Source organism: Chondromyces crocatus, assembly GCF_001189295.1.
In the GTDB taxonomy this organism is placed as follows: Bacteria; Myxococcota_A; Polyangia; order Polyangiales; family Polyangiaceae; genus Chondromyces; species Chondromyces crocatus.
The window spans coordinates 5369964-5393905 of sequence record NZ_CP012159.1; the positions used below are offsets into that span (position 1 = coordinate 5369964).

The 23942-nt window shown below is 71.1% G+C and carries 14 protein-coding genes; 6 read left to right on the plus strand and 8 right to left on the minus strand.

The window, feature by feature from the left end; all coding sequences use genetic code 11:
- Positions 1 to 13 precede the first annotated feature (13 nt).
- Together CMC5_RS19770 and CMC5_RS19775 are read right to left on the minus strand one after the other, a co-directional pair.
- Positions 14 to 2725, minus strand: a complete 2712-nt coding sequence (locus tag CMC5_RS19770; RefSeq protein ID WP_050431872.1) for an exopolysaccharide transport family protein — start codon at positions 2723 to 2725, stop codon at positions 14 to 16.
- Between the two features lie 246 nt (positions 2726 to 2971).
- Positions 2972 to 4627: an O-antigen ligase family protein gene (locus CMC5_RS19775; protein ID WP_050431873.1), complete on the minus strand. Its 1656-nt coding sequence runs from the start codon at positions 4625 to 4627 to the stop codon at positions 2972 to 2974.
- A gap of 183 nt (positions 4628 to 4810) precedes the next feature.
- Between CMC5_RS19775 and CMC5_RS19780 the strand changes: the two genes are divergently transcribed.
- Positions 4811 to 5488, plus strand: coding sequence for a polysaccharide biosynthesis/export family protein (locus CMC5_RS19780; protein ID WP_082362628.1), 678 nt, complete (start codon positions 4811 to 4813; stop codon positions 5486 to 5488).
- Positions 5489 to 5618: 130 nt separating this feature from the next.
- The gene (locus CMC5_RS19785) at positions 5619 to 6383 is read left to right on the plus strand and encodes a PP2C family protein-serine/threonine phosphatase (protein WP_050431875.1); all 765 of its coding nucleotides are present in this window, start codon (positions 5619 to 5621) and stop codon (positions 6381 to 6383) included.
- 7 nt (positions 6384 to 6390) lie between these two features.
- On the opposite strand, the gene CMC5_RS19790 is transcribed toward CMC5_RS19785, so the two are convergent.
- Complete coding sequence (locus CMC5_RS19790; RefSeq protein ID WP_050431876.1) at positions 6391 to 7467, minus strand: MJ1255/VC2487 family glycosyltransferase; 1077 nt, start codon at positions 7465 to 7467, stop codon at positions 6391 to 6393.
- A 42-nt stretch (positions 7468 to 7509) separates the two neighbouring features.
- On the opposite strand from CMC5_RS19790, the gene CMC5_RS19795 reads away from it, so the two are divergent.
- Positions 7510 to 8484 (plus strand): hypothetical protein, encoded by a 975-nt coding sequence (locus CMC5_RS19795; RefSeq protein WP_050431877.1) that lies wholly within the window; start codon positions 7510 to 7512, stop codon positions 8482 to 8484.
- Positions 8485 to 8543: 59 nt separating this feature from the next.
- Here CMC5_RS19795 and CMC5_RS19800 read toward each other — a convergent pair whose 3' ends face one another.
- The gene (locus tag CMC5_RS19800) at positions 8544 to 9008 is read right to left on the minus strand and encodes a hypothetical protein (protein WP_050431878.1); all 465 of its coding nucleotides are present in this window, start codon (positions 9006 to 9008) and stop codon (positions 8544 to 8546) included.
- A 375-nt stretch (positions 9009 to 9383) separates the two neighbouring features.
- On the opposite strand from CMC5_RS19800, the gene CMC5_RS19805 reads away from it, so the two are divergent.
- Positions 9384 to 10457: a hypothetical protein gene (locus tag CMC5_RS19805; RefSeq protein ID WP_156338736.1), complete on the plus strand. Its 1074-nt coding sequence runs from the start codon at positions 9384 to 9386 to the stop codon at positions 10455 to 10457.
- A 153-nt stretch (positions 10458 to 10610) separates the two neighbouring features.
- Here the strand turns inward: CMC5_RS19805 and CMC5_RS19810 are convergent, their stop codons facing one another.
- Positions 10611 to 11807 carry a hypothetical protein gene (locus CMC5_RS19810; protein WP_050431880.1) on the minus strand — a complete coding sequence of 399 codons (1197 nt, stop codon included), beginning with the start codon at positions 11805 to 11807 and terminating at the stop codon, positions 10611 to 10613.
- 919 nt (positions 11808 to 12726) lie between these two features.
- Complete coding sequence (locus tag CMC5_RS44695; RefSeq protein WP_050431882.1) at positions 12727 to 14184, minus strand: glycoside hydrolase 64/thaumatin family protein; 1458 nt, start codon at positions 14182 to 14184, stop codon at positions 12727 to 12729.
- Positions 14185 to 14571: 387 nt separating this feature from the next.
- On the opposite strand from CMC5_RS44695, the gene CMC5_RS19825 reads away from it, so the two are divergent.
- Together CMC5_RS19825 and CMC5_RS46545 are read left to right on the plus strand one after the other, a co-directional pair.
- Positions 14572 to 16560 (plus strand): CBS domain-containing protein, encoded by a 1989-nt coding sequence (locus CMC5_RS19825; protein WP_050431883.1) that lies wholly within the window; start codon positions 14572 to 14574, stop codon positions 16558 to 16560.
- A 110-nt stretch (positions 16561 to 16670) separates the two neighbouring features.
- Positions 16671 to 19097 (plus strand): S41 family peptidase, encoded by a 2427-nt coding sequence (locus tag CMC5_RS46545; RefSeq protein WP_050431884.1) that lies wholly within the window; start codon positions 16671 to 16673, stop codon positions 19095 to 19097.
- A gap of 34 nt (positions 19098 to 19131) precedes the next feature.
- On the opposite strand, the gene CMC5_RS19835 is transcribed toward CMC5_RS46545, so the two are convergent.
- Positions 19132 to 19812, minus strand: a complete 681-nt coding sequence (locus tag CMC5_RS19835) for an OmpH/Skp family outer membrane protein (RefSeq protein WP_082362631.1) — start codon at positions 19810 to 19812, stop codon at positions 19132 to 19134.
- Between the two features lie 86 nt (positions 19813 to 19898).
- Positions 19899 to 23828, minus strand: coding sequence for a serine/threonine-protein kinase (locus CMC5_RS48575; protein ID WP_281180878.1), 3930 nt, complete (start codon positions 23826 to 23828; stop codon positions 19899 to 19901).
- Positions 23829 to 23942 lie beyond the last annotated feature (114 nt).

Sequence of the window (23942 nt, forward strand, 5' to 3'; positions counted from 1 at the left end):
TGCCCGCCGCGGATCAGGCCGTCGCGCCCTGGGTCATCTCGACCTTCTTCCGGGCCACCGGCCGCTCGCTGACGTCGTTCAGAACGACCCCCAGAAGCCGACGATCCCCGAGCTGCGCGATCGCTCGCGTCAGGCTCTGCCCGCGGGTCATCGAGGCGCGTGCCACGAGGACGATGCCGTCAGCAGCATCTTCCAGCACGTTCGCATCGCCCGAGCCCAGCACGGCCGGCCCATCGATGATCACGTAGTCGAAGCAGCGCCGCAGCGACTGGAGCGCCGCCCCGAAGTGAGGCGAGTTCACCACATCCGGGTACGTCTCCCCGAGTGCGGGCTCCGCCAGCACCCACAGGGACGGCCCGATCCGCACCACCCCGAGGGGCGCGAGCCCGTTTCCGCGCCCCTCGTCGCCCGTGGGCGACCGCCGATGCCCCAGCATCCGCTGCCGGATCTGGTACGAAAGCCCCGCGTACCCAGGCAGCTTCAGCCCGAGCGTCGAGGCCACCCGCGGCCGCGCCAGGTTTCCGTCCACCAGGATCACCCGCGCGCGCTCCGCCTCCGCCAGGGTCATCGCCAGCCGCGCGGCCAGCGTCGTCTTTCCCTCGCCAGGCCCGGGGCTCAGCACGGACACGATCATCCGGCCTTCCCCGCGGTAGCGCTCCATCCGGTGCCGGAGCACACGGAGCGACGCCAGCGCGTGCTGAGGCACATCGCGGAGGAGCCGCAGCGCGTCCTCGCCCTCCTCCGCAGGATCGTCACCGATCTCCTGTACCTCGGGATCGTTCAGCGTCTCCCGACCGCCGCCGAACGGCGCCACCACCCGCGCCAGCGGATCGGGTGCCACCCGTGCGAGCGGCGCCTGCATCTGCGCGACCTGAGCCGCCTGAGCCGCCGCTTGTGCCGCCCGCGCTTGCGCGTCCTCCGCGATCTGGGCGGCTTGCGCCCGTGCCGCGGCCACCTGCGCTGCCGCTTCCCGCCGCATCTCTTCCATCTCCAGCGGGCTACCCCAGCGCAGCGTTTGCGTGTGCAGCCGCTGATCCCGCGGGGGCGGCGGCGGCGTCACCACCTGCGTGTCGGCGTCCTCGTAGTCGTAGTCCTCGTACTCGTCCATGGACGCCGCCGTGGGTGGCTCTTGCACCGGCACCATCGCCCTCACCCGAGGCGGCTCCACCGCAGGGATCGCAGGCATCGCCGCCAGCACCGGCAGCCCCCCGAGCGCGCCCACGTCGGCCTCGTCGTAGATCGTGTCGTTCAGGAGCACACGCGCCCCGGCCAGGCCGAGCGCGAACATCAACGAGAGCGCCACCCCCACGAAGAACACCCGCCCGCGCCCCTTGTCGGGTCGTGACGGCAGGTAGGCGGGATCGAGGATCGCCATCTCCGTCTCGCCCTTGCTCTCCACGGCCTCGGCCACCATGTTGGCGGCCCGCTCGTTCGCCTGCGACGTCTTCAGGTAATCCCGCGCCCGATCCAGGTTGAGCCGCAGCCTGTGCCACTCGGTCTCGAGCTGCACCACCTCGGGCACCACCGGCTCTTGCGTTCCCTCGGCGGCGGCGGCCGCGGGCTTCGCTGGCGTCTTTGCCGGAGCCGCAGCGGTCCCCTGACGGTCTGCCTGCAGGCGGTTGCGGCGCGCCGCGATCTGCTGGAACAGCGACGCCCGCTCACGCTCCAGCGGCGCCCGCTCCTCGGCGCTCAGCGAAGACGGCGCGTCCGAGGGCGGCCGCACCCCACCGCGCGCGGCCCGCAGCGCGCTCTCCGCGTGCGCGAGCTCCCTGCGCGCCGTCTCCAGACGACCCTTCGCCAGCACCGCGTCCGGGTGCAGCTCGGTCACCACCCGCAGCTTGTCGGCGAGCCCCGCCTCGGCGGCGCTCACCGCGGCGGCTGCGGCGTCACGCATCTTCTGCGCCTCGGCGACGTTCGCCGGCGGCGCGGCCTCACCGGCAGGCGCAGCCTGCGGCGGGTTCAGCTTGGCGTCCACCTGGGCCATCCGCCGCTCGAGCGACAGAAGCTCCGGATCGACGATCCTCGGCACCGCGGGCGCCTGAGGCCGCGCTACGGGCGCGTGGACCGGCCCCCCTTGCGCCTGCGGCGTCGGCGCGTACGGCGAGTCGCCGAGCCCCCACTGGAACTGCGGATGATCGGCGAGGAACGTCGCCAGGAGCCGGCTGGCCTCCTCGACCTGCTTGCTCGCGCCCTCCAGCTCACGCTTCCTGAAGTCGAGCGTCATCTTCGCCGACGTCATGTTCTCGCGCTGGTAGTCCTCGATGATCAGATCGGCCAGCCGCGCGGTCACCTGCTGCGCCACCATCGGATCGTGGTGAGAGAAGGAGATCACATACGAGTCGCTGTCGCGGCTGCGGAACCCGAGGTTCGTCTGCATCTCGCCGACCGCCTCCACCATCGAGCGCGCCGTCTTCTCCGGGTAGAGTCCGAACTCCTCGATGACGCTGGAAAGCTTGGGCCGCGCGTAGATCATGTCCTTCAGCTTCGGCCCGAGCCGCGCCGTCCGGGTGCCCGCCGGTTGCCCGGTCTGGATGGTCTCCCGGTAGAGCAGGGTGGTCTCGCTTCTCCAGACCCGCTTCGTGGTGAGGGCGAACACCAGGGAAACCGTCACCCCGAGGGCAACGATGATCGCTGTGGATCGCCAGTACATTCGCACCCGCCGCAGCAGGCTGAGGAGCCGCGAGAGTCGTTCGCGGGGTGTGCTGTCCGTGCTCAGGAATGCCATGGATCCTCGCGCTGGGACGTTCTCGGTGTTTTTTCCGCGCGCCTGGCGCGGCCTGCTTCGCTACAGGGCAAAGGCCGTGCTCAGCGCACCAGCGGACGCGTGTACCCGCATGGACGGTCCGCGCCCTGCGCTGACCCGAGGCCTGGCGACGGCTTGCTGCTCGGCGCTTGCCGACGCGCCGTGCCGCCCCGCACTGGCCCGCCCTACCGAGCGTGGACCCCTCCGGCGACGCTGGCGCTCCAGCGCTCAGCGGAAGACGCGGAGGCCCACGTAGATCGCGACCAGCAGGGCCATCATCCCGCCGCAGACCAGGACGACCTCCAGGAGGGAGATCCGCACCGAGACCCGCTCGTCCTGCGCCTTGGCGGCCCCGTACAGCGCCGCCGAGGCGCCGATGGCCATGTACAGAACGTCCTTGTAGCTCCAGGACAGGAAGAAGATCCCGGCGAAACCCCCGCACAAGCTCACGAACACCGCGGGCGCGAAGCGCTCCACCACGGAGTCGACCTCGTAGTCGCCGAACCAGATCACCAGCGGCACCTTCACCGCCGAGTACAGCGTGAGCCCGAACAGGCAGGCCCCCACCAGCCCCACCTCCGCTGCTGCGAGCAGGTACGCGTTGTGCGCCGTGAGCCCGATCGTCGTCTCGTACCCGAACTGCCCGGCCCCCACCCCGATCCCCTTGGTGTGCCGGATCATCTCCAGCCCCTCGCGGAGCAGCTCCATCCGCTCCCCGGAGCTCTCCTCGGCCTCCGAACCGCTGCGCCCCCCGAGCAGCAGCATCGGCGGCCCCACCAGCAGCCCGAGCACCACCCCCCAGGCGCCGGCCCGCTTCACGAAGTAGAGGCCCAGCACCACCAGGAACACGATGACCCCGGTGCGTGACTTGGTCATCACCACCATCACCGCGATCGCGATCAGCAGCGCGATCACCGGCAACGCGCGCAGCCCCGTCCCCACCCGGTGGAGCAACCGATCCGTCAGCAAGAGCGGCAGCGGCACGGCCGCGCCCATCATCACCCCGCCGCCGCTCCCGGGCTCACTCCACCGAGGGCGACTGGCGCGCCCCTCGACCTCCGACCCCGTCCCTGGCGACGACGCCCTCGTCACCTGCGCCTCGTCGGCCGCGCCCGTCTTCAGCGCTTCCGCATCGTTTCCTTGCGAAGCGTCGCCCGGGGAGCCCTCCTGCGGCGGTGGCGCCTCCTCGAGGACCCCGTCCTCCCGCGCGCGTCGCCTCCGCCCACGATCGGCGAGCGCGAACGCGAACGGGATGGTCATCCCCACCATCAACGCCAGCTCGTTCGGATCGGCCAGCGACCCCCGGTAGCGCACCCGACCGCGGACCGTCGAGGTCCCGAGGGGTCCTTGCCGCTCGCAGCGGTAGCTCGCCTCCGGGTTCGGCGCCCGCTCGTAGCAGTCGTCGTCGACCGCACACGACCGCCCATCCGACCGCAGCTCGCCGGTCCCCATCCAGTCCTCGTCGTCCACGGGCGTCATGCACTGCAGCGGCCCTCGCCCCTGCACCAGCGCCACCCCCGTCACCAGGACCCCGCAGGCCAGGAACGTCACGGCGAACGCCTTCAACCCCATCGACGACGCGCTGCCGATCCCCACCGCCAGCAGCACACCGACCCCCGTGACGAAGAACGCCACCCGCTCCGACAGCGTGTCCGGCACCTTGATCGCCGTGGTCAAGAGCGCCCACGCGAAGAACGCGAGCGCGAACGGGATCTGAGGCGACAGCGCCGGCCTCACCCGACGCCAGCACACATCGAAGACGACCAGGACCGCGGCCGCCGCGAATGCGATGTAGAGGAGAGGCAACCCGGCCAGCGCCGGGATGAACTCCTGCGGCTTCAAGATGACGAGCGCACAGAGCGCGCAGACGACCCACGCAGCCATCCATCCACCACCCGACCGAGAACCCTCGGCCGCCCTTCTGGTTTCGTTGCCGGAGGGGCGTTTCGCGTTGCTGAAGTCAGACAAAGCGCGCGCCCTCGCGCCCCAGCAGCATCCAAGCAAGGTAGAGCGGGCGTGGGCGGAACCACCGACGCCCACCTCGAGCTTTCGGAGGAAACAGAGGCCATGACCCGTGCATCGACCCGACCCGTCCCCACGCCCCCGCCCCCGAACGGCGGCCCGGGAAGGACGACCCCTACCGCGCCCGGGAGGCGCTGGTCGACGCGCCTCGTGATCGCGCTGCTCGCCGGGGCGGCGCTGGCCGGCTGCGGCGGATCCATGCCCAAGTTCGACTACGACGCCGAGCGCAAGGCGACGAGCAAGTACAGCATCGGCCCGGGCGACATCCTCGAGGTGCGCGCCTGGAACAACGATGCGCTCAGCGCACGGGCCACGGTCCGACCGGACGGGTACATCACCGTACCGCTCGTCGGGGAAGTCCTGGCCGCTGGACGGACCGCCATCGACATCGCCAACGAGGTCGCGAACCGCGCCGAGAAATACTACACGCAGAAACCCGTGGTCAGCGTCGAGGTGGCCGAGCTGCACAGCTACCGCGTCTACGTCGTGGGGGAGGTCGCGCGACCCGGCGAGTTCACCCCCACCGCCCAGGTCACCGTACTCCAGGCCATCGCCCTCGCGGGGGGCTTCAGCCGGTTCGCCGATCCGGACGACATCGTCATCGTGCGCCGCGACTCCTTCGGAGAGCGACGCATCCCGTTCCCTTACAGCCGCGTCGTCGAAGACGGCCAGCTCCGCGCGAACCTACCGCTCCAGTCGAACGACACCGTCGTCGTCCCCTGAGGTGTGGTGGGGAGCCTCTCCGTCTCCTCGGGCCCGTGCCGACTCCTCGGGCCCGTGCCGAGCGCCGGCCTCTTCTTCCCACGATAACCCAGTTCCCGATCACGCCCCGCCTCGACTACGCTCTCCACCGATGCGGGCCATCGCGGCGGGGCTGTCGGACATCGGCAGGGCGCGGCTGCACAACGAGGACCGCTTTCTGCTCCTCCCGGAGTACAGCGTCTTCCTCGTTGCAGACGGCATGGGAGGTCATCGCTCGGGCGAGGTGGCGAGTCGCATCGCCGCCAGCACGGTTGCCAGCTACTTCCGCGGCAACCACGCCCCACCGGACGAAAGGCCGGGCGCTCGCCTCACCGCCGCCGTCGTCGAGGCCAACGCCCGCATCTTCGCCCGCGCTGGCGACTCGCGCGCCCACCGCGGCATGGGGACCACCGTCGTCGCTGCCGCCTTCGCCCCCGAAGAGCAGACCCTGCACGTGGTCCACGCCGGCGACAGCCGCTGCTACCTCCTCCGCCAGCACCACCTGAAGCAGCTCACCCGCGACCACTCCCTCCTCGAAGACGCCCTCCGCGAGCGCCCCGACCTGTCGCCGCGCGATCTCGCCTACCTCCCTCGCAACGTCATCACCCGCGCCCTCGGCATCTCGGCCACCGTCGACGCCGACGCCTGCGCCGAACCCACGAGGCCCGGCGACGTGTTCGTCCTCTGTTCCGACGGCCTCCACGGCTTCATCGACGAGACCGACATCACGCGCATCCTCGACGACCAGCCCGTGCTGACCGAAGCCTGCGCCCACCTCGTCGCCCTCGCCAACGAGCGCGGCGGCCGCGACAACATCACCGTCGTGCTCATCCGCATCGAGGACGGCGGCGCCCCCTGGACCCCAGCCGCCCCTTGACCAGGCGCTACAGAATCCCGGCCGAGGCCCGATCGAGCAGCGTGTCGAGCTCGCCGAGGAGCGCTCGGTTGCCATCCTGCGCGTAGCTCGCGAGCTTCTCTTCACACCCCGGGAGCGCCGCCAGAAACCGCTGGATCACCGCCGGATCGTCCAGCGCCATCGCGTACTGCCCGAACCCCTCGCGCTCCAGATAGCGTGCGTTGAGCACCTGCTCGAACTGTCGCCCGAGCGGCACCGCCAGCATCGGCTTGTGCAGGTACACCGCCTCGCCCATCAGCGTGAACCCACCGCCCGCGATCACCCCTCGGCACGACGCGAGATCATCGATGAACCCCTCCTCGCTGAACGGCCGGAACCGCAGGTTCCCCTCCACCTGCTCCTCCGTGAGCCCGCGCCGCATCCCGTAGATCCGGCACTCCACCCCCGACTGCGCCAGCGTCTCCAGCAGCCGCCCGTATCCCTCGGCCGTCTGGTACACGAGCAGGTGCTCCCCCGCGCGCCGACGCGCCGACAGGATCTCCGGGCGCAGGATCGGCGGCACCAGCGTCGTCCGGTCCTTGCGCACCGGCGGGTAGAAGAACGTCGAGATCAGGTAGTGGTCGCAGAACGGCAGCTTCCCCTTCACGAACGCCTTCGTCACCTTGAAGTCGCTCTGGTGGCCCTCGATCACCGCTGGATCGTGCGAGCAGCGGTTGATGATCTGCATGTTGTCGATCGAGACGATGGGCAGCCGGTGCGCCTTCGCATACAGGTACGTCCACGACTCGAAGTCGCTGATCACCACCTCCGGCTTGTAGTCCTTGATGAGCTCGAAATAGGCGGCGATGTTCTTGGGCAACCCCGACGTGCCGGCCAGCGCGTTGGACCACAGCGTCTTTCCTCGCCGGACCCGGTTCTCCTCGTAGATCATGTGCAGCCCGTGGATCCGGTTCACCCCCTCGAAGCGCTTCGACAGGAACTCCGTCGCCCGCCCCGAGGCCATGATCTCGATCTCGTGCCCCTCGCCGAGCAAGTGCTCCAGCACCACGCGCGAGCGCATCGCGTGCCCCATGCCCTCGCCGACGACGCCGTACAGGATCTTCATGCACCGAAAGCCTAGCGCGGTGTCGCACGCGGGACCTCACCCATGAACAGACGCCGCATCTGGAGCGAGCTGCTCCCCCTTGCCGAGGTGGGCTCCCCCCCCGTCCTCCGCCTCCTCGCGCGGTACGGCCTCGACCTCGCCATCGCCGTTCGTCCCGACACCTTGCCCGAGCTACCCGCCCTCTGCCGCGCCGCGGCGAGCGCCGGCGTCCCCGTCGCCGTCTGGCCGATGCTCGACGACGCTGCGGGGCGCTGGGCCAGCGGCGCGACCATCACCCCCTACCGCGCCTTCATCGAAGAACTCCTGGCCACGCTCACCCGGGAAGACCTCACCCCCGCCGAGATCATCGTCGACCTGGAACCTCCGATCGGCCATGTCCAGCGCGCCCTCGACGACCCCCGCGGCCTCTGGTCCCTGCTGCGCAGCAGGGCAGGGGACGACGGGACCTCGGCCGTCGCTGCCTTCCGCGCCCTCGTCGAGACCCTCGACGCGCGCGGCATCGTCGCCTCGGCGGCCATCGTCCCCTTCCTTCTCCGCGACGGCTCCTGGGAGCGCACCCTCGGCACCCCCGTCACGGGCGTCGGCTTCCGCGGCATCCACGCCATGCTCTATACCTCGATGATCGAAGGCTGGTCGCGCGGCCTCCTCCGCCGCGCCGACGTCCTTGCGCTCCTCGCCCTCCTCTGCCGCGCTGCCCGCCTTCGCTTCGGCGACGCCGTGGGCGCCTCTCTCGGCGTGGTCGGCGTCGGCGCGCTCGGCGACGAGCCCACCTACCGGGATCCCGAAGAGCTGCGCCAGGACGCGGCCATCGCCCGCGCTGCAGGCATCGACGATCTCGCCCTCTTCGACCTCGCCGGCGTCCTCTCGCGCCCTCCGCCCGAAGCCTGGCTCGACGCCTTCGTCGACGCCTCGCCTCACGCCACGCCTGCCCCGACGCTCCGAGCCCACGGCGCCCTCGCCGCCCTGGATTGCCTCCAGCTCCTCTCGCGACTCCGGCCCTTCTCGCGGACGCGTTGACGTCGCCGCCCGCGCCCGCGGTGACGGCTCATCTCGCGGTCATGCCCGACCGGTACGGCTCAGAAGCGCCGGCCCTGCTGCACCAGGACGTAGCCCGACGTCGGCATGTAGCTCCGACGACGGCTCGTCCCCACCGACGGCGGCCTCAGCAAATAGTTCATCGCCAGCCGCTCATCGTCGAACACCTCGGCGTCCACGTGGTCCTCGCGAACGTGCCGCTTCACTTGCAGTGCGCCCACCGCCGTCTTCACCACCAGCGCGATGCGCGACGCATGGCGGAACATCCGATCGCGCAACCTGGCGCTCGCCGCCTCGAAGGCCGGATCGTTGCGCAGCGGCACCGAGCGCAGGTCCACGAGCAGTCGCCACTGCCCCTTGACCCCGTCGAGCACCGTACCGATCACCGCGATCTCCCCGTCCAGCTCCTCGATCGTCCGGTAAGGCACCGCGTTCCGCGTGAGCCGGACCAGGGACCTGGAAAGATCGTGTTCGATCGTGCAGTACGCAGTCGCAAGCAGTTGCATGCGGGACGCTCCCACCGCTGCGCCCATGCAAGAACCGTAGCCGGGCGAGAGTGCGGAAAACGCCCAGGTCTCAACGCCGCTCACGGGTGGTGCGCCTGACCCTGGCGGCCCCCCCGACTGGCGGACCAGGCGGACCCTGACAGGGGACGGGCAGCGGCCGCGCACCGCTCCCGTTGGGAACAGTCACGGTCCTTCACGCTGCGTACGGGAAGCATCAGGAGCCCCGCGCGCTGCGTACAGGGGGCATCAGGGGTTCGACGCAGCCCATCGGGAGCTTCCCCATCGCCCGCTCGGCCCGTGGTAGCATCGCCTGGCTCGACGTTCAGAGCGGGAGAGCGGAGCGCGATGGCTGCGAGGGGTGCGAGGATTCAGAGCATGCCGGGACGGAGCAGATCAGTCGGAATCGGGATCGCAACGTTCGCCCTCGGCGTCACCCTCGGGGCGTCCCCGGCGTCGGCCCAGACGCAGGAAGAGCTGGACCGCGCTCGCGTCGAGTTCCGGCAAGGCGTCGCCTTGATGGCCGCGAACAACTGCGCCGCAGCGCTGGCGAAGTTCCAGGAAGTCGCCCGCGTCAAGCGCACCCCGCAGGTGCTCTTCAACATCGGCGAGTGCGAAGAGCGCGTCGGCAAGCTCGTCTCGTCCCTGGGCAACTACCGCCTCGCCGCGGCCGCCGCCGAGGGCGACAAGAAGGCGCAGGACGTCACGAACCGCGTCGGCGATCGCATCGCCGCGCTGGAAGAGCGCATCCCCAAGCTCAACGTCCGGCGAGGCACGGGCGCGGAGACCGCGGCCATCTACCTCGACGGCGTCGAGATCGGCCAGAGCGAGTCCACCGCCGAGATCCCCGTCGACCCCGGCACCCACGTCGTGGCCGCGCGCGTCGGCGACAAGGAAGCCTTCCGCGAGACGGTCTCCATGGAAGAGCGCAGCGCGAAGACCGTCGACGTCACGATCGAAGTCCCCGAGCCCGAGCCCGCCGCCGTCGAGCCCGAGCCCGTCAAGCCGCCGCCGCCGCCGCCTCCGCCGAAGGGCTCCAAGGTGCCCGGCATCGTCGTCCTGAGCGCTGGCGTCGCGAGCACCGTCGTGGGCGCCGTGTTCCTCGGCCTCCGCGGCGGCGCCCTCAGCGACCTCGACAAGGTCTGCAACAGCGACAACGCTTGCCCCCCCTCGGCCGAGTCGACCGCGGACAGCGGCCGCCTCTACACCGGCCTCGCGCAGGTGACCCTCCCGCTCGGCGTGGTGGGCATCGCCGCCGGCATCGTGATGCTCGTGACCAGCGGCAAGGGCGGTGACGCTGCACCGTCCGAGGAGACCACGTCCGGCGAAGCCTCCAGCGAAGCCAGGCGCCGTGGCCCTCGCCGCGCCGCCTACAGCACCTGGTCTCCGTCGCTCGTGCCCGCCGCTTCGGGCGCCAATGTCGGCGGCCTCAGCGTGCGCATGCAGTTCTGACCCTCGCCAGCGAGCGCGTGCAGCCTGACCTCGTCACGCACCGGACGGGCACGCGCTCCATGCGCATCGACGGGAGGCCGAAGCGCATGGCCGAGGGCGCAACGAAGCGCCTGACGCTTCTCGGTCAGGCCTCTCGTCCGGATCTGGGGTCGCTCAGGGGATGCAGCAGAACGTGGTCGGGTTGATCGGCTGGGCCGTCCCGGTGGGCGTCCCGCCCGTCGACGTGCACGAGCCGCCCGTGGGAGCGCCGGGCGCGGAGACCGTGCGCCCACGGATCGCGGGATTGTTCGCCACGTTCATGCAGGTCCCTGCCGTGAAGCTCGCGACGACCGTGGAGCAAACCCCGAGCGTCTGATCCGAATAGATCGACACGGTCGCCGGGCAGGTGCCATTGGCCCCAGGACCGCATGCGCAGTCGTCCGCGCAGCCGCGGGTGTCCTCGACCGAGCCGTAGAACACGTGCTTCTGGGTGAACGCACCCGGTGGGCAGGCGACGTTCCCCTCTTGCGAGATGCACAGCCCGCTCTCGTACGGCGCTTCGGGCCGCGGCATGCAGGCCTGTCCGATGTTGCACCCGGCGCCCGTGACCGGCGCGTCTCCGCAAGCGCGGCCGAGCCGATCCCAGAGGGGATCGGGGCGATTGACCGGCGCAAGCTGTGGCTGGCACGTGCCGCTCCCGGTCGCCGCGATCGCCGTCGCGCGCACCGAGACCGAGCAAGGATCCCCGGTGGCCATGCTGCACGTCTGGTTGGTGTTGGGACCGCACGTGAGCTGCCCGCCGGAGAAACCCGTCTCGTTGAAACAGGTCCCGTTCCAGCCCGGGGGCACGGTCACCGCGCCGATGCAGTAGGCCTCGTCGGCGCAGGGGGCGTCGCCCGTGGAGATGGTGATGGTCTCGAGCGCGGCGCACCCCGGGGTCCACGACGGCGCGGAGCAGGAGCACTGGCAGACCGCCGCTGGCGCCGTGATCCCGTCCGTCCCCACGTACGCCTGCCCCGGGAAGTTCGACGGGCAGCCCGGATCCCCCGCTGGCGCGCCATCGTACAGCGCGACGTAGCCCGTCCAGCCCGTGGGCACCGTGGGCACGCAGCTCACCTCGACGCACTTGGGATCGGCGCAGTCCGCCAGCCCATCGTTGTCGTCGTCGACGCCGTTCGTGCAGTCCTCCGAGTGGCTCCCCGTCGTCGGGTTGGTGCCCCCGCCCGACGCGCCGGTGCCGCCCGAAGGCTCGGGGAGATCGAACGAGTAGTCGGGGAAGAGGCAGCCAGCGGGCGCGACGAGCGCAGCGGCAGCGCCGAGCCCCATCAGGACGACGAAGCGGGCGCGATGGGTGCGAAGAAGCACGCTCACAGAGAACCTCGCGGACCAGGCCTGCGCATTGCAGACGCGATGGCCTTGCCAGAATAACGCGGTGTGAGGTGGGACATCAACGTCCACGCACCTCCAGCGCTTCCGAGGAGTGCGGCGTCCTCGAGGGGAAAGCCGCCTGCGCTCTCCTTTGCCGCCCGCAGCCGCCCGCATGCCGCCCGCAGCCGCCCGCATGCCTCCTGCGTGCCCCCGTATCCCTTCTGCTGTCTGCTCTCTCTCGGCGGTCCGGGCCGTGCGCCATGCCGAGCGAGGGGGGACCGATGGGTCGGTGGTGTTCCCGAGCGAGGTGGTGGGGGCGGGGGGCTGGGAACGTGGGTCCTTCCCTTTGGGTGCGCGCTGGAGGCTGGCTCTTTACCGTGAACCTCGGCGGAGCGCTGCTCACCGACTCGTCGCTTCTGAACGCCATCGGCGTCGCCCCGGAGCGGCGAAGGACAGCCTGCCGGCGGCGAAGAAGTCGACGTGATGTCGTCCTCGGGACGCGAAGGCAGCGAAGATGACGGATGAGGCACCGTGAAAGACGACGCGATGTCGTCCTCGGGACGCCAGGCGTCCGTGAAAGACGACGCGATGTCGTCCTCGGGACGCGAAGGCAGCGAAGATGACGGATGAGGCGTCCGTGAAAGACGACGCGATGTCGTCCTCGGGACGCCAGGCATCCGCGAAAGACGACGCGATGTCGTCCTCGGGACGCCAGGCATCCGCGAAAGACGACGTGATGTCGTCCCCGGGACGCCAGGCATCCGCGAAAGACGACGTGATGTCGTCCCCGGGACGCGAAGGCAGCGAAGATGGCGGATGAGGCACCGTGAAAGACGACGCGATGTCGTCCCTGGGATGCCATGAAGCCGCGCACGTCGACGTGGCGAGAGCCCGCGGTGCCAGCGTGGGCACCGGCCGAGCATCAGGGCTCGAACGACGACGGGAAATCGGTCGGGTCAGGGCAGGCCTGGAGCAGCAGCGAGGCGCTGGTCGTGCACCGGAAGGTCGAGGAGTGGTCCTCGTACCCGAACGTGTACACGTACGGGCACTCGCCCTTCACGGCCGGGCTGTAGTCGGTCCCCGCTTGCACGCCGAGCGCGGTGCAGCCCGCGCTGTCGTAGCGGTAGGTCGCGCCGTTGTAGGTGTGCGTCGAATCGGGGCAGCAATACTTGAGGCAGGCATTGTCGCCGGCCGACACATTCTGGCTGACGGTGCAGAGGTCGCAGCCGCCGAGGCAGGTGTTCGCCTGGCCTGCCGCCGCCGCCGTGCAGCCGCCGGGACCGCAGTCGTAGCGCCGGTTCGCGTGGACGCCCTCGTCGTGGCCGAAGGTGCGCGCGAACTCGGGGCTGCCGGTCCATGTCCACTCGTTACCGCCGATGTTGTTGGCGTTGAACACGGTGCCGGTGGGGATGCGGTTCGCCGAGGCGCCGTCGGGGCAGGTGCCGCACGAGCCGACGATCACCTGCTTGCCGTTCACCACCATGGTCGGGCAGGTGCCGCAGCCCGCGGGGGCCGGGTCGAACGCGGCGGTGCCGTCGGGGCACTGGTCGTTCACGTCGAAGCGGCAGCCGGTGCCGCGGCACCAGAACACGTTGTCCGGGTCGGGATCGCTGCCGCCGCCGCAGCTCTTCATGCCGATCGCGCTCGCGGTGGTCCAGGCATTGACCGCGCTGATGTCGTACCAGAGCGTGCCCTGGCCCGGCGGGTCGTAGGTGAACTCGAAGGTGCTGTTCTTCGCGGCGTCGTTGCCGAGCGTGCAGCCGTCTCCGAAGGCGTTGCAGCCGGTCGCGAGCCAGCCCGTGCCGCTCGCGAACGGAGCCGATGCGGGCATGTCGATGGTGTGCTCCTCGCCAGGTGCGATCTCGAAGTAGGGGTTGCACGCGCACGCGCCCTGCGCGCCGACGCCGGTTGCCTTGCAGTACACCGGGCCCGGGTTGACGCCGCCGCTCATGCCCTGCGCGATGGCCGAGCACTGGCCGACGCCTTCGAGATCGGTGCAGGCCGCGCCGTTCCAGGGGCAGTCCGTCGGCCGCGCCCAGGTCGGGGTGGTGCGGCCATCGAGCTTGAACCAGCGCGCCGAGGTGCAGTTGTTGACGAGCTTGATGCGCCGGGTGCCGTCCTCGGGAGGGCAGTCTGCGGTGCCTGCCTCGTAGGCCGGGCCGCGCGAGCCGCTGTTGCCGCCACTGCCCCCATCGCCGCCGGTGCCACCGATGCCGCCGGTGCCGGGCGCCGTGGTGGCCATGCTGCCGCCGATGCCGCTCGATGCGCCCGAGCCGCCTGCGCCGGCGGTGCTGGGGTCGTCCCCGGAGCAGCCAGCGGAAAGGAGGACGGCGAAGCCCGCGGTGGAGACTGCGGCGAAGACTGCGGGGAGGAGTCGCATGCGCGCACCCTACCATCGCTCGCGCAGGCGCAGATCCGTCGTCGCAGCCTGGATCGCGCTCGGGCTCGTCCCGCGCTGAGAGTTCGTGGCTTCAGCAGATCCAGGGCTGCAAAAGTGCACCATGCGCAGCCGGTGATCTCGCCTCGGTTGCCCGCCGATCTCGACCCCTTCGTGCAGGGCGACGCCCCGAGAGGGACGAGCTGGAGGCGCGCGAAGGTCACGCTGCGGCCGTGCCACGACGTGCTTCCGCCCGCGTCCGGGGGAGACTGAAGGGAAGGCGAGGCGGTGTGCGACCGTCCAGGGGCGACCGGCATCGCATCGGGGGGACGGGTCCGGGGGTCGGGCTGGGCGGCGCTGGCCTTCGCTCCCCGCGAGAGGTGGGACGTCATGGGTGAGCAGAAGATCGCTGAGGGCACGGACGAGCAGCAGCAGCAGGTGTTCGTCAAGGCGCTCCTGTCGGACATCCTGGCCCTGGAGCAGATGCTCGAAGGGGACCGGATCGAGGCGAACGTGCGACGGATCGGCGCCGAGCAGGAGATGTTCCTGGTCGATCGCTCGTTCGGGCCTGCGCCGATCGCGGAGGCGTTGCTGGAGCGGGTGGAGGATCCGCGGCTAACCACCGAGATCGGGCGCTTCAACCTGGAGGCGAACCTCAGTCCGCTGGCCTTCCGGGGCGACTGCTTCCGTCGCCTCGAAGCCGAGATGAAGGAGCTGTGCGGCCTGGCATCGAAGGCGGCGCACGAGCTGGAGGCCGAGGTGCTGCTCACCGGCATCCTGCCCACGCTGCGCATCGGGGATCTCGGGATCGAGAACCTGACGCAGCGGCCTCGCTACCAGGCGCTGAACAGCGCGCTGTGCAAGCTGCGTGGCAGCGACTTCCACCTGCGCATCGAGGGCCTCGACGAGCTGGAGGCCACGCACGACAACGTGATGTTCGAGTCGTGCAACACGAGCTTCCAGGTCCACCTGCAGGTGGGGGCGAAGGAGTTCGCGCCGCTCTACAACCTGGCGCAGGCCGTGACGGGTCCGGTGCTCGCCGCGGCGGTGAACTCTCCGGTGCTGCTCGGCCGCAGGCTGTGGCACGAGACGCGGATCGCGCTGTTCGCGCGGTCGATCGATCTCCGGCCGGCAGAGCAAGCGCAGCGGGCGCAGCAGCCGCGGGCGCAGTTCGGTGAGCGGTGGGTCGACGAGAGCGTGCTGGAGATCTTCCGGGAAGACATCGCGCGCTTCCGGGTGGTGGTGATCTCGGACGCGGAGGAGGATCCCCGGGAGGTGCTCGCCCGTGGAGAGGCGCCGGCGCTGCGGGCGCTGCGCATCCACAACGGGACGGTGTACCGCTGGAACCGGCCTTGTTACGGCGTGGGGGACGGGGTGCCGCACCTGCGCATCGAGAACCGGGTGCTGCCTTCGGGGCCGACGCTGCTGGACGAGGTGGCGAATGCGGCGTTCTTCCTGGGCCTCATGGCCGGGCTGTCGCGCGAGTTCCCGCGCGTGGATCGGCGGATGGCGTTCGCGGACGCGAAGATGAACTTCTTCGCGGCGGCGCGGCACGGGCTGAAGGCGCAGTTCACCTGGATGGACGGGAAGTCGTTCACCGCGCCCGCGCTGATCCTGGAAGAGCTTCTGCCGCGGGCGAGAGAGGGGCTCCGCGCGGAGGGCGTGGACGCGGCCGATGTCGACCACTACCTCGGGGTGCTGGAAGAGCGCGTGCGCAGCGGGCAGACCGGCGCGCAGTGGGCGCTGTCGTCCTTGGCGGCCATGGAGCGGGAGGGCAAGGGGATGCAGGACGCGCAGGATCGGGCGCTCTGCGCAGCGATGCTGGAGCAGCAGCAGCGCGGCGCGCCGGTGCATGACTGGCCGCTGGCACGGGTGCCCGACGATCCGGTGGCGCTCGTCGAGAGCTACCGGACGGTGGCGCAGATCATGACGACCGACCTGTTCACCCTGCGGCCGGACGACATCGTGGACCTCGCGGCGAGCGTGATGGACTGGCGGCACATGCGGCACGTGCCGGTGGAGGAGGACGGGCGGCTCGTGGGCGTGGTGTCGTACCGGGATCTGGTGCGCCTCGTGGCGAGCGGTCTTCCGGATCGCGCCGAGAAGGCCGCGGAGGTGGGCGCGCCGAGCTCGACGCCGAAGCCGGTCACGGTCGCGTCGATCATGCATGTGGAGCCGGTCCACGCGACGCCGGAGATGCCGACGCTCTCGGCCATGCAGCTCATGCGGGAGCATGGGATCGGGTGCTTGCCCGTGGTCGATGGCGGGCGGCTGGTGGGCATCGTCACGGAGGCGGATCTCCTCGACGTCGCCTCGCGGTTGCTGGAGCGCGCGCTGAAGGAGGCGTCGTCGTCCTTGGAGCGTTCTTCGCGTCCTTGAGGTGGGCAGCAGGAGCGCGGAGGTGGGCAGCAGGAGCGCGAGGGCAGTCGGATGTGAGCTGGCCTTCCGATCCGTTGACACGATCCTGAAGGCTCGGTCTGCTGCCTCGCATGAGGTGTTCGCTGCTGGGTTCGCTGCTCGTGCTCCACCTGGCCTCCTGTGCGGCGCCCTCGGGGACATCGACGCCTGCGCCGCACGCAGCAGAAGGGGTCGGGCTCCCTCCAGTCACGCGCAGCGACGCGGACGAGGGCGCGATCGTGCCCGAGGTGCCGCCCGTGACGGTGCCGCCGTCCGGGCCCCTGGACGCGCGCGTGGAGCGGCTCGCGCGGCTGGCGAAGGTATGGGGTGAGGTCCGGTACCTGCACCCGTTCCTGGTCGAGCGGGACATCGACTGGGACGCGGCGTTGCTGAAGGCGATCCCGAAGGTGTCGGCAGCGACGACGGGGGAGGACGAGGATGCGGCGGTCGAGGAGATGCTGAAGGCGCTCGGCGATCCAGCGACGCGGCTCGATCGGGACGGGGCCTGGGCGACGTCGCCGGACGCGGTGGCGCCAGCCTTCGAGGCGCGGTTCCGCTGGGAAGGGAAGGGCAAGAACGTGCTCTGGATCGACCTGGGGAGCGTGGCGGACGACGCCACGATGGTCGCGTTCGCGCTGCGCGCGCAGGACGAGATCGCGAAGGCCAGGGCGGTGATCGCGGACATGCGGCCACCGGCAGGGCAAGGGTACTCGTTCGACGGGAACGAGCTGTTCGAGGGACTCGTGGGGTCGCTGGCGTCACGAGAAGGCGCGGCTCCCGCCCTGCGGGAGGTCGAGCACCACGGGTATGCGTCGCAGCGGGGCAACATGACGCCCTACCAGACGTCCCTGGTGACGCGGTTGCCGGCGCTGTACCCGTTCACGTCCGGGCCGCGGCCTTCGCGGATCGTGGTGCTCGTCGACAAGCACTCGTCTTTGCCTGCTGGAGCGGTCGCGCTGCAGAGCCTGGGGGACGCGGAGATCGTGTCGGATGGCGTCCTGCAGGACGAGGCGATCGTGAGCCAGATCTCGATCGAGCGGGGTGATCGTCCGCCCGTCCTGCTGCGGATCTCGTCCCTGGAGGCGCCGCTCCGGGCCGATGTGGCGCTTCCCGAGGGGCAAGGGGCGCGGCCCGCGAAGGCCGGCGCGAAGGACGCGATGATCGAGAAGGCGCTCGCGATGATCGCTTCCGGCAAGTCCGCTTCCGGGGGCGGGCGCGTGAAGGGGGCGACGCAGGAGGCGAAGCGCCAGGTGACCCCTGCGCGGTCCATCGGGTGGCGGAGGGACGCGGTGTACGAGGATCAGCCGTACCCGTCCCGGGAGCTGCGCTTGCTCGGGCTGTTCCGGCTGTGGAACGTGTTCGAGCGGTTCTTCGCGTACCGGTCGCTCATGGGCGACGCATGGGAGCGAGCGCTCGTGGAGTTCATCCCGCGCTTCGAGGCGGCGGAGGACGCGCGCGCCTACACGCTGACGATCGCCGAGATGGCGGCGCGTGTCCCGGATGGGCACGTGTGGATGGTGGGGAGGCCCTCGGCAGAGCTGTTCGGCGTGAGCCTGAACGCCGGGATCGATGTGCTGCGGATCGAGGGGCGGCCGGTGGTGGTCCGGCTGTCGGGGCGGGTGGCGCGGGGCTCCGGGCTCGCGGTGGGGGACGTGATCGTGTCGGTCGATGGCGAGGACATCGATGCGCGTGCGCAGCGGGCCAGGCGCTACGAGGCCGCGTCGAACCCGTGGGCGCACGCTCACTACGCGGACAGGCAAGCGTTGCGGGGAGCGCCCGGCTCGGTGGCGACGCTGGGGGTCGAGGGAGAAGGGGGGCGGCGCAAGGAGGTGAAGGTGCCGCGCTACAGCGTCGACGACGCGCTGGTCAAGCCAGGGCCGGACAGTGACGCGCTGCCGTACCGGCTGCTCGATGGAGGCATCGGCTACGTCGACCTGACGTGGCTGGAGGGGAACCAGGTGGACGCGATGTTCACGGCGCTGGCGAGCGCGAAGGGGATCGTGTTCGACATGCGTGGTTATCCCCACCAGACCGGGTGGGCCCTCGGGGCGGGGATGAACGTGAAGAAGGCACCCACGGCGCTGTTCGAGCGGCCCGTCGTGAGCGCGCAAGCGGGTCGAGGGCGCTTCCTGTTCGAGCAGCGGCTCCCTCCTGCGCCACTTCGTTTCCAGGGACCGAGCGTGATGCTGGTGGACGAGCGGACGCAGAGCCAGGCGGAGCACATCGGGCTCCTTTTCTCGGCGGCGAACGGGACGCGCTTCGTGGGCAGCCCGACGGCGGGAGCGAACGGCGACATCACGGACATGTGCATGCCCGGCGGGACGTGCGTGACGTTCTCGGGGCAGGGCATCCGGTTCGGTGACGGGCGGCAGCTCCAGCGCATCGGGCTGTCGCCGCTGGTGCCGGTGCGGCCGACGATCGCCGGGCTGCGGGCGGGGAAGGACGAGGTGCTGGCGCGAGGGGTCGAGGTGCTGCGGCGGGAGATCGCCGCACGCGCGCTTCAGCCGGCCACGCGATGAGACCGGTCCGTGCGACGCAGCGAGGGAGGTCGGCTCAGGGCTTCTTGGGGGCGGGGGCTGCGGGCGCCGCGGGCTTCGCAGGCGCCTTGGGGGCCGCCGGAGGGGTCGCGCCGGGCTTGGCCGGGGCGGCGTCGCCAGCAGCGCCGGCGTTGTACATCTGGATGACGCGGTCGGTGATCTCGAGGTCGGCGCGGTAGTAGGGGACGGCCGACTTCTCCATGATCATCTCGTAGCCCTCTTGCGAGGCGAGGCGGCGAACGACACCCAGGACCTTCTGGAGGATGGGGGTGGTCAGCTCGTTCTCTTTGCGCTGCATCTCGCGCTGGGCCTCGACGTAGACGGCCTGGAATTCGGCCGCCTGGCGCTGGAGGTTCTCGCGGCGACGGGCCAGCTGGTCCTTCGGGGTCTTGCCGGCGCGGTCCTCTTTCTCGATCTTCTCCTGCTCCTCGGAAAGGGAGCGCTGCTTGCCGTCGAGTTCGACCTGGCGGCTGTCGAAGATCTTGCGGAGCGTGGCCTGGACGCGCAGGCCCTCCTCGGTCTCGAGCATCGCGCGGCGGACGTCGATGACGGCGCTCTTGCCCTGCGCTGCTGCGCTCTCGGGCGCGAGGAGCGTGGCGGCGCCGAGGCCGAGCGCGACGGCGAGGGCGGCGGTGCGGCCCCGGCCGAAGAGGCGCGTGGTGAGGGAGTCGGTGGACCGAGTTGCCGGGGAATGCATTGGGGTCGCCTTAGCTACCCCACGATCCAACGTCAAGGACGGGGCGCACTCCGGGCGGGGGGCAGGTGAGGTCGGAAGGGGCGGCGTCAGGTGGTGGTGCCAGGCCCCATGGTGGGGGTGCGGTGGTCGTTCACGGGGTCGAGGGGGGGAAGGACGCGGCCGAGGCGCTCGCGGGCGAGCTGCAAGAGCCTGTCGACCTCGTCGTTGCGACGGAGGAAAGCGCTGCGCTGGTAGGGGTTGTGGATGCGCTGGGCGCGATCGAGGAGGGAACGGAAGGCCTCGTCGAGGACGGCGTCGGCTTCGGTGGTGAGGCCGACGGCGAGGAGGGACTCGACGAGGGTGAGGCGGGTGTACTCTTCCCATTCCTCGACGGGGCCGGCTGCGAGGCGCTGGTAAGCCTCGCGGGCGGCGGGGAGGGCCGCTTCGTAGGCCTGTCGGGCGAGCTGCACGCGGGCGAGGGCGAACCAGGAGCCGAGCTGGAGGGCCGGGTGGCGGCTGGTCTCTTCCTGGAGGCGGCCCGAGAGGGCGAGGGCGGTGGCCAGGTCTCCCGGGGCGCTGCGCCAGATGAGGAAGATGATCTCGTAAGTGCGGGTGTGGATGCGCAGGCGGGCGGCGTGGCACTCGTCGGCGATGAGGCCGGCCTGGCGCTCGTACTCGACGCCGCTGTCCATCTTGCCGACGCGGGCGTGGGACATGCCGAGGTTGTGCAAGGCGGCGGCTTCGAGGATGCGCATGCGCCGGTCGCGGGCGTCGCCGAGGGCGTGCATGAGCATGGCCTGGGCGTCCTCGAAGAGGCCGACCTGGTTGAGCATGGAGGCGGTGTTGAGGCGGGCGCGGGTGGCGATGGCGGTGTCGCCGGCGGCCTCGGCGGCCTGGATGAGGGAGTGGCCGGTGGCGATGGCGTCGGAGACCTCGCCCGCGGGCATGGCGAAGAGGAGGGCGTCGAGGGCGCGGGTGACGGCGACGGGGGCGCCGGAGGCGCGGGCGATGTCGACGGCGTGGCGCGCGACGTCGAGGGCTTCGCGGGGGCGGTCGAGATCGTAGAGGCTGCGGACGCGCACGGCGAGGAGGGAGGCGCGGAGGGCGGGGGAGAGGGACGGGGCGATGTCGGGGCGCGCTGCCCAGGTGGCGATGGCGTCGCCTTCGGCGCTCCGGCCCGCCTCGATGAGGGTGCTGGCGGCGAGGCGGTGGGCTTCGCCCCAGAGTTCGGAGTCGGGGGGAGCGAGGTGCGCGGCTTCCTGGGCGGCCTGGATGCCCTCGGAGAGCTGGCCCATGCCGGCGTGGGCGTGGGCTTTGTCGAGGAGGAGCTGGGTGCGCAGCACGCCCTCGGCGCCACAGGCGAGGCCGCGGTGGGCGAGTTCGAGGGCGGTGACCAGCTCGGCGCCGTGGAGGAGGGCGTGGTGGGTGGCCTGCGCGTAGAGGGCCGCGGCGCGCTGGAGATCGCCGCCTGCGTCGGCGTGGCGGGCGATGAGGGCGGCGTCGACGTCACCGGCGGCTTCGAGCCAGGTGCCGGCGGCGAGGTGGAGGGCGGCGCGATCCTCGTCGAGGAGGGAGGCGTAGACGACGTCGCGCACCAGGGTCTGGCTGAACATCCACTCGACCTGGCCGGCGATCCGGGCGTGGGGCTGGCGGGTGATGATCTCGCTGGCCTCCAGGGCGGAGAGTTCGGTGTCGATGGGGCGTGCGAGAAGGGCTTCGACGCCCGAGGTCCAGAAGGCGTGGCCGAAGACGGAGGCGGCGCGCAGGACCTCGCGTGCGTCGGTGGGGAGGCGATCCAGGCGGAGCTGCACGAGGGCCTGCACGGTCATGGGGATCTCGTCGCGGCCCTCGGCGACGCTGCGGACGAGTTCTTCGAGGAAGAGGGCGTTGCCGCCAGCGCGCTGGACGATGGCGGCGCGAGCGGCGCGGACGGCGGGCGTGCTGCCGGTGAGCACGGCGGCGACGAGGCGGTCGGCGGCGTGGGGAGAGAGCGGGGGGAGGGCGAGGCGGGTGACGTTGCGCCGTTCCCACAGGTGGGGGTGGCGGGCCTCGCTCTCGGGGCGGCCGAAGGCGAAGACGACGAAGGGCAGCTCGGTGCAGCCGAGGAGCCAGTCGACGAGGTCGAGGGTGGTGTCGTCGATCCAGTGGAGGTCGTCGATCACGGCGAGGAGCGGGGCGCGCTCGGCCTGGGAGCGGACGTACGCCTCCAGGGCCATGCGCATGCGCGACTGCATGATCTGGGCGCTGGCGCGCGCGGCGCGGAGCGGCTCGTCGCCGTCGTCGGGGAAGGGGACGCCGACGATCTCGCCGAGGAACGCGGAGAGGAACCTGAGGGGGCGCGGCAGGCGGGTGGAGACGTGGTAGGTGACCTTCTGCACCTGCACGTCGTGGCTCTCGCCGTCGTGGATGCCCATCATCGCGCGCAGGGCGCGGCCGAAGCCGGAGAGGCTCGCGCTGCGGCTCATGGGGTCGCCGCGGGAGAGCATGACGAGCGGGGGCTGGGCCGACGCCTCGAGGCGCTGGATGATGTCGGAGCAGACGCGGCTCTTGCCGATGCCCGCGGCACCCGTGACGAGGACGGCGCGCGGGGTGCGGTCGGCGAGGACGTCGCTGTAGATGCCCTGGAGGAGCGTGATCTCGTGATCGCGGCCGACGGTGGGGGAGGGGCGGCCGAGCAAGCGGCGGCCTCCGACGCCGAGGGGATCTTCCTGGAGGAGGACGCCACCTTGCGTGTCTTCCTGGATGACGAAGCGGCCTTCGAGCGCAGTGCGCGCGGAGGCGTCGAGGCGGACGGTGCCAGGTGAGGTGGCTTCGAGCTGGCGTGCGGCGCGATCGAGGGCTTCGCCGGCGAGGCTCTGGCGACCGCGGGTGGCGCGACCCATGGCCACGGCGATGCGGGCAGAAGGGAGCGCTCGGGCGACGGTGAGGCCGGCGCGCGCAGCCCGCATGGCCTCGTCACCGCGGGAGCGCTCCGTCCCGAGGAGGGTGACGACCTGGCCGCTCGCGAGGGTCTCGATGCGGGCGTCGTCGCCGAGGAGGTCGCGGAGGGAGGCGTCGAGATCGGGAGAGATGGTGGCGCCGCCGAGATCGTAGAGGACGCAGGCGACGACGCGGCGCTCGCTGGAGCCAGGGCGGGAGGGCGTCCCGACGTCGCTGGTGGAGGAGAGGGGCTTGGACTCGGGGACCTGCGTGGCCTTGCGGACGGCGGAGGCCGAGCGATCCGTGGCGGGGGGGTCGTTGTCGACGACGTGGGCGGCGACCCGGGCGAGGGCGCGGGAGAGTTCGCCGCCGTCCTCGAAGCGCTCGTTGCGATCGCGGGCGATGCACCGGGCGATCAGGTCGTCGAGGGCCTCGGGGACGTCGAAGCGGACGTGCTGGGCGCGCGGGGGATCTTCGAGGACGAGCCGACCGAGGAGGGCGATCACGTGCTCGGTCTCGAAGACGTTGCGACCGGTGATCAGGCGGAAGAGGACGGAGCCGAGCGAGTAGACGTCGGCGCGGGCGTCGATGGGCTCTCCGCGGGCTTGCTCGGGCGCCATGAAATGAGGGGTCCCGATGATGGTGCCGCGCTCGGTGGGGTACTCGTCGGGGACCTGGGGCTTGACCACGCCGAAGTCGATGAGCTTGACGGCGGTGCCGCGGCCGCGAAGGAGGAAGATGTTGGACAGCTTCAGGTCGCGGTGGACGACGCCGCGCGCATGGATGGCGGCCATGGCCGCGGCGCTGCGTCGGACGACCTCCACGGCATCGCGCATGCCGAGAGGGGCCCGCCGCTGGCGCTGGCCGAGGTCTTCTCCGTCGAGCCACTCCATGGCGAAGAAGAGGCGGCCGTCGTGCCAGGTGCCGTGCGCGATGTACTGGACGATGTTGGGGTGGCGAAGCTCCGCGAGGACGGCGACCTCGCGGGCGAAGCGGGCGCGTTCCTGATCCGACGCGATGGGGCGGAGGAGCTTGATCGCGACCGGGGTGCCCGTCTCCCGGTCGACGCCTTTGTAGATGTCCCCCATCCCGCCACTGCCGGCGCGTGCATCGATCACGAAGCGATCGCTCGGCTCGAACTCGGGGAGCACTATCTCGCGAGACTACGCGAAATCTCTTCTCGCGGGCCAGAATCAAGGACGTCGCAGTGACGGACCATCGCCCGATGGTGC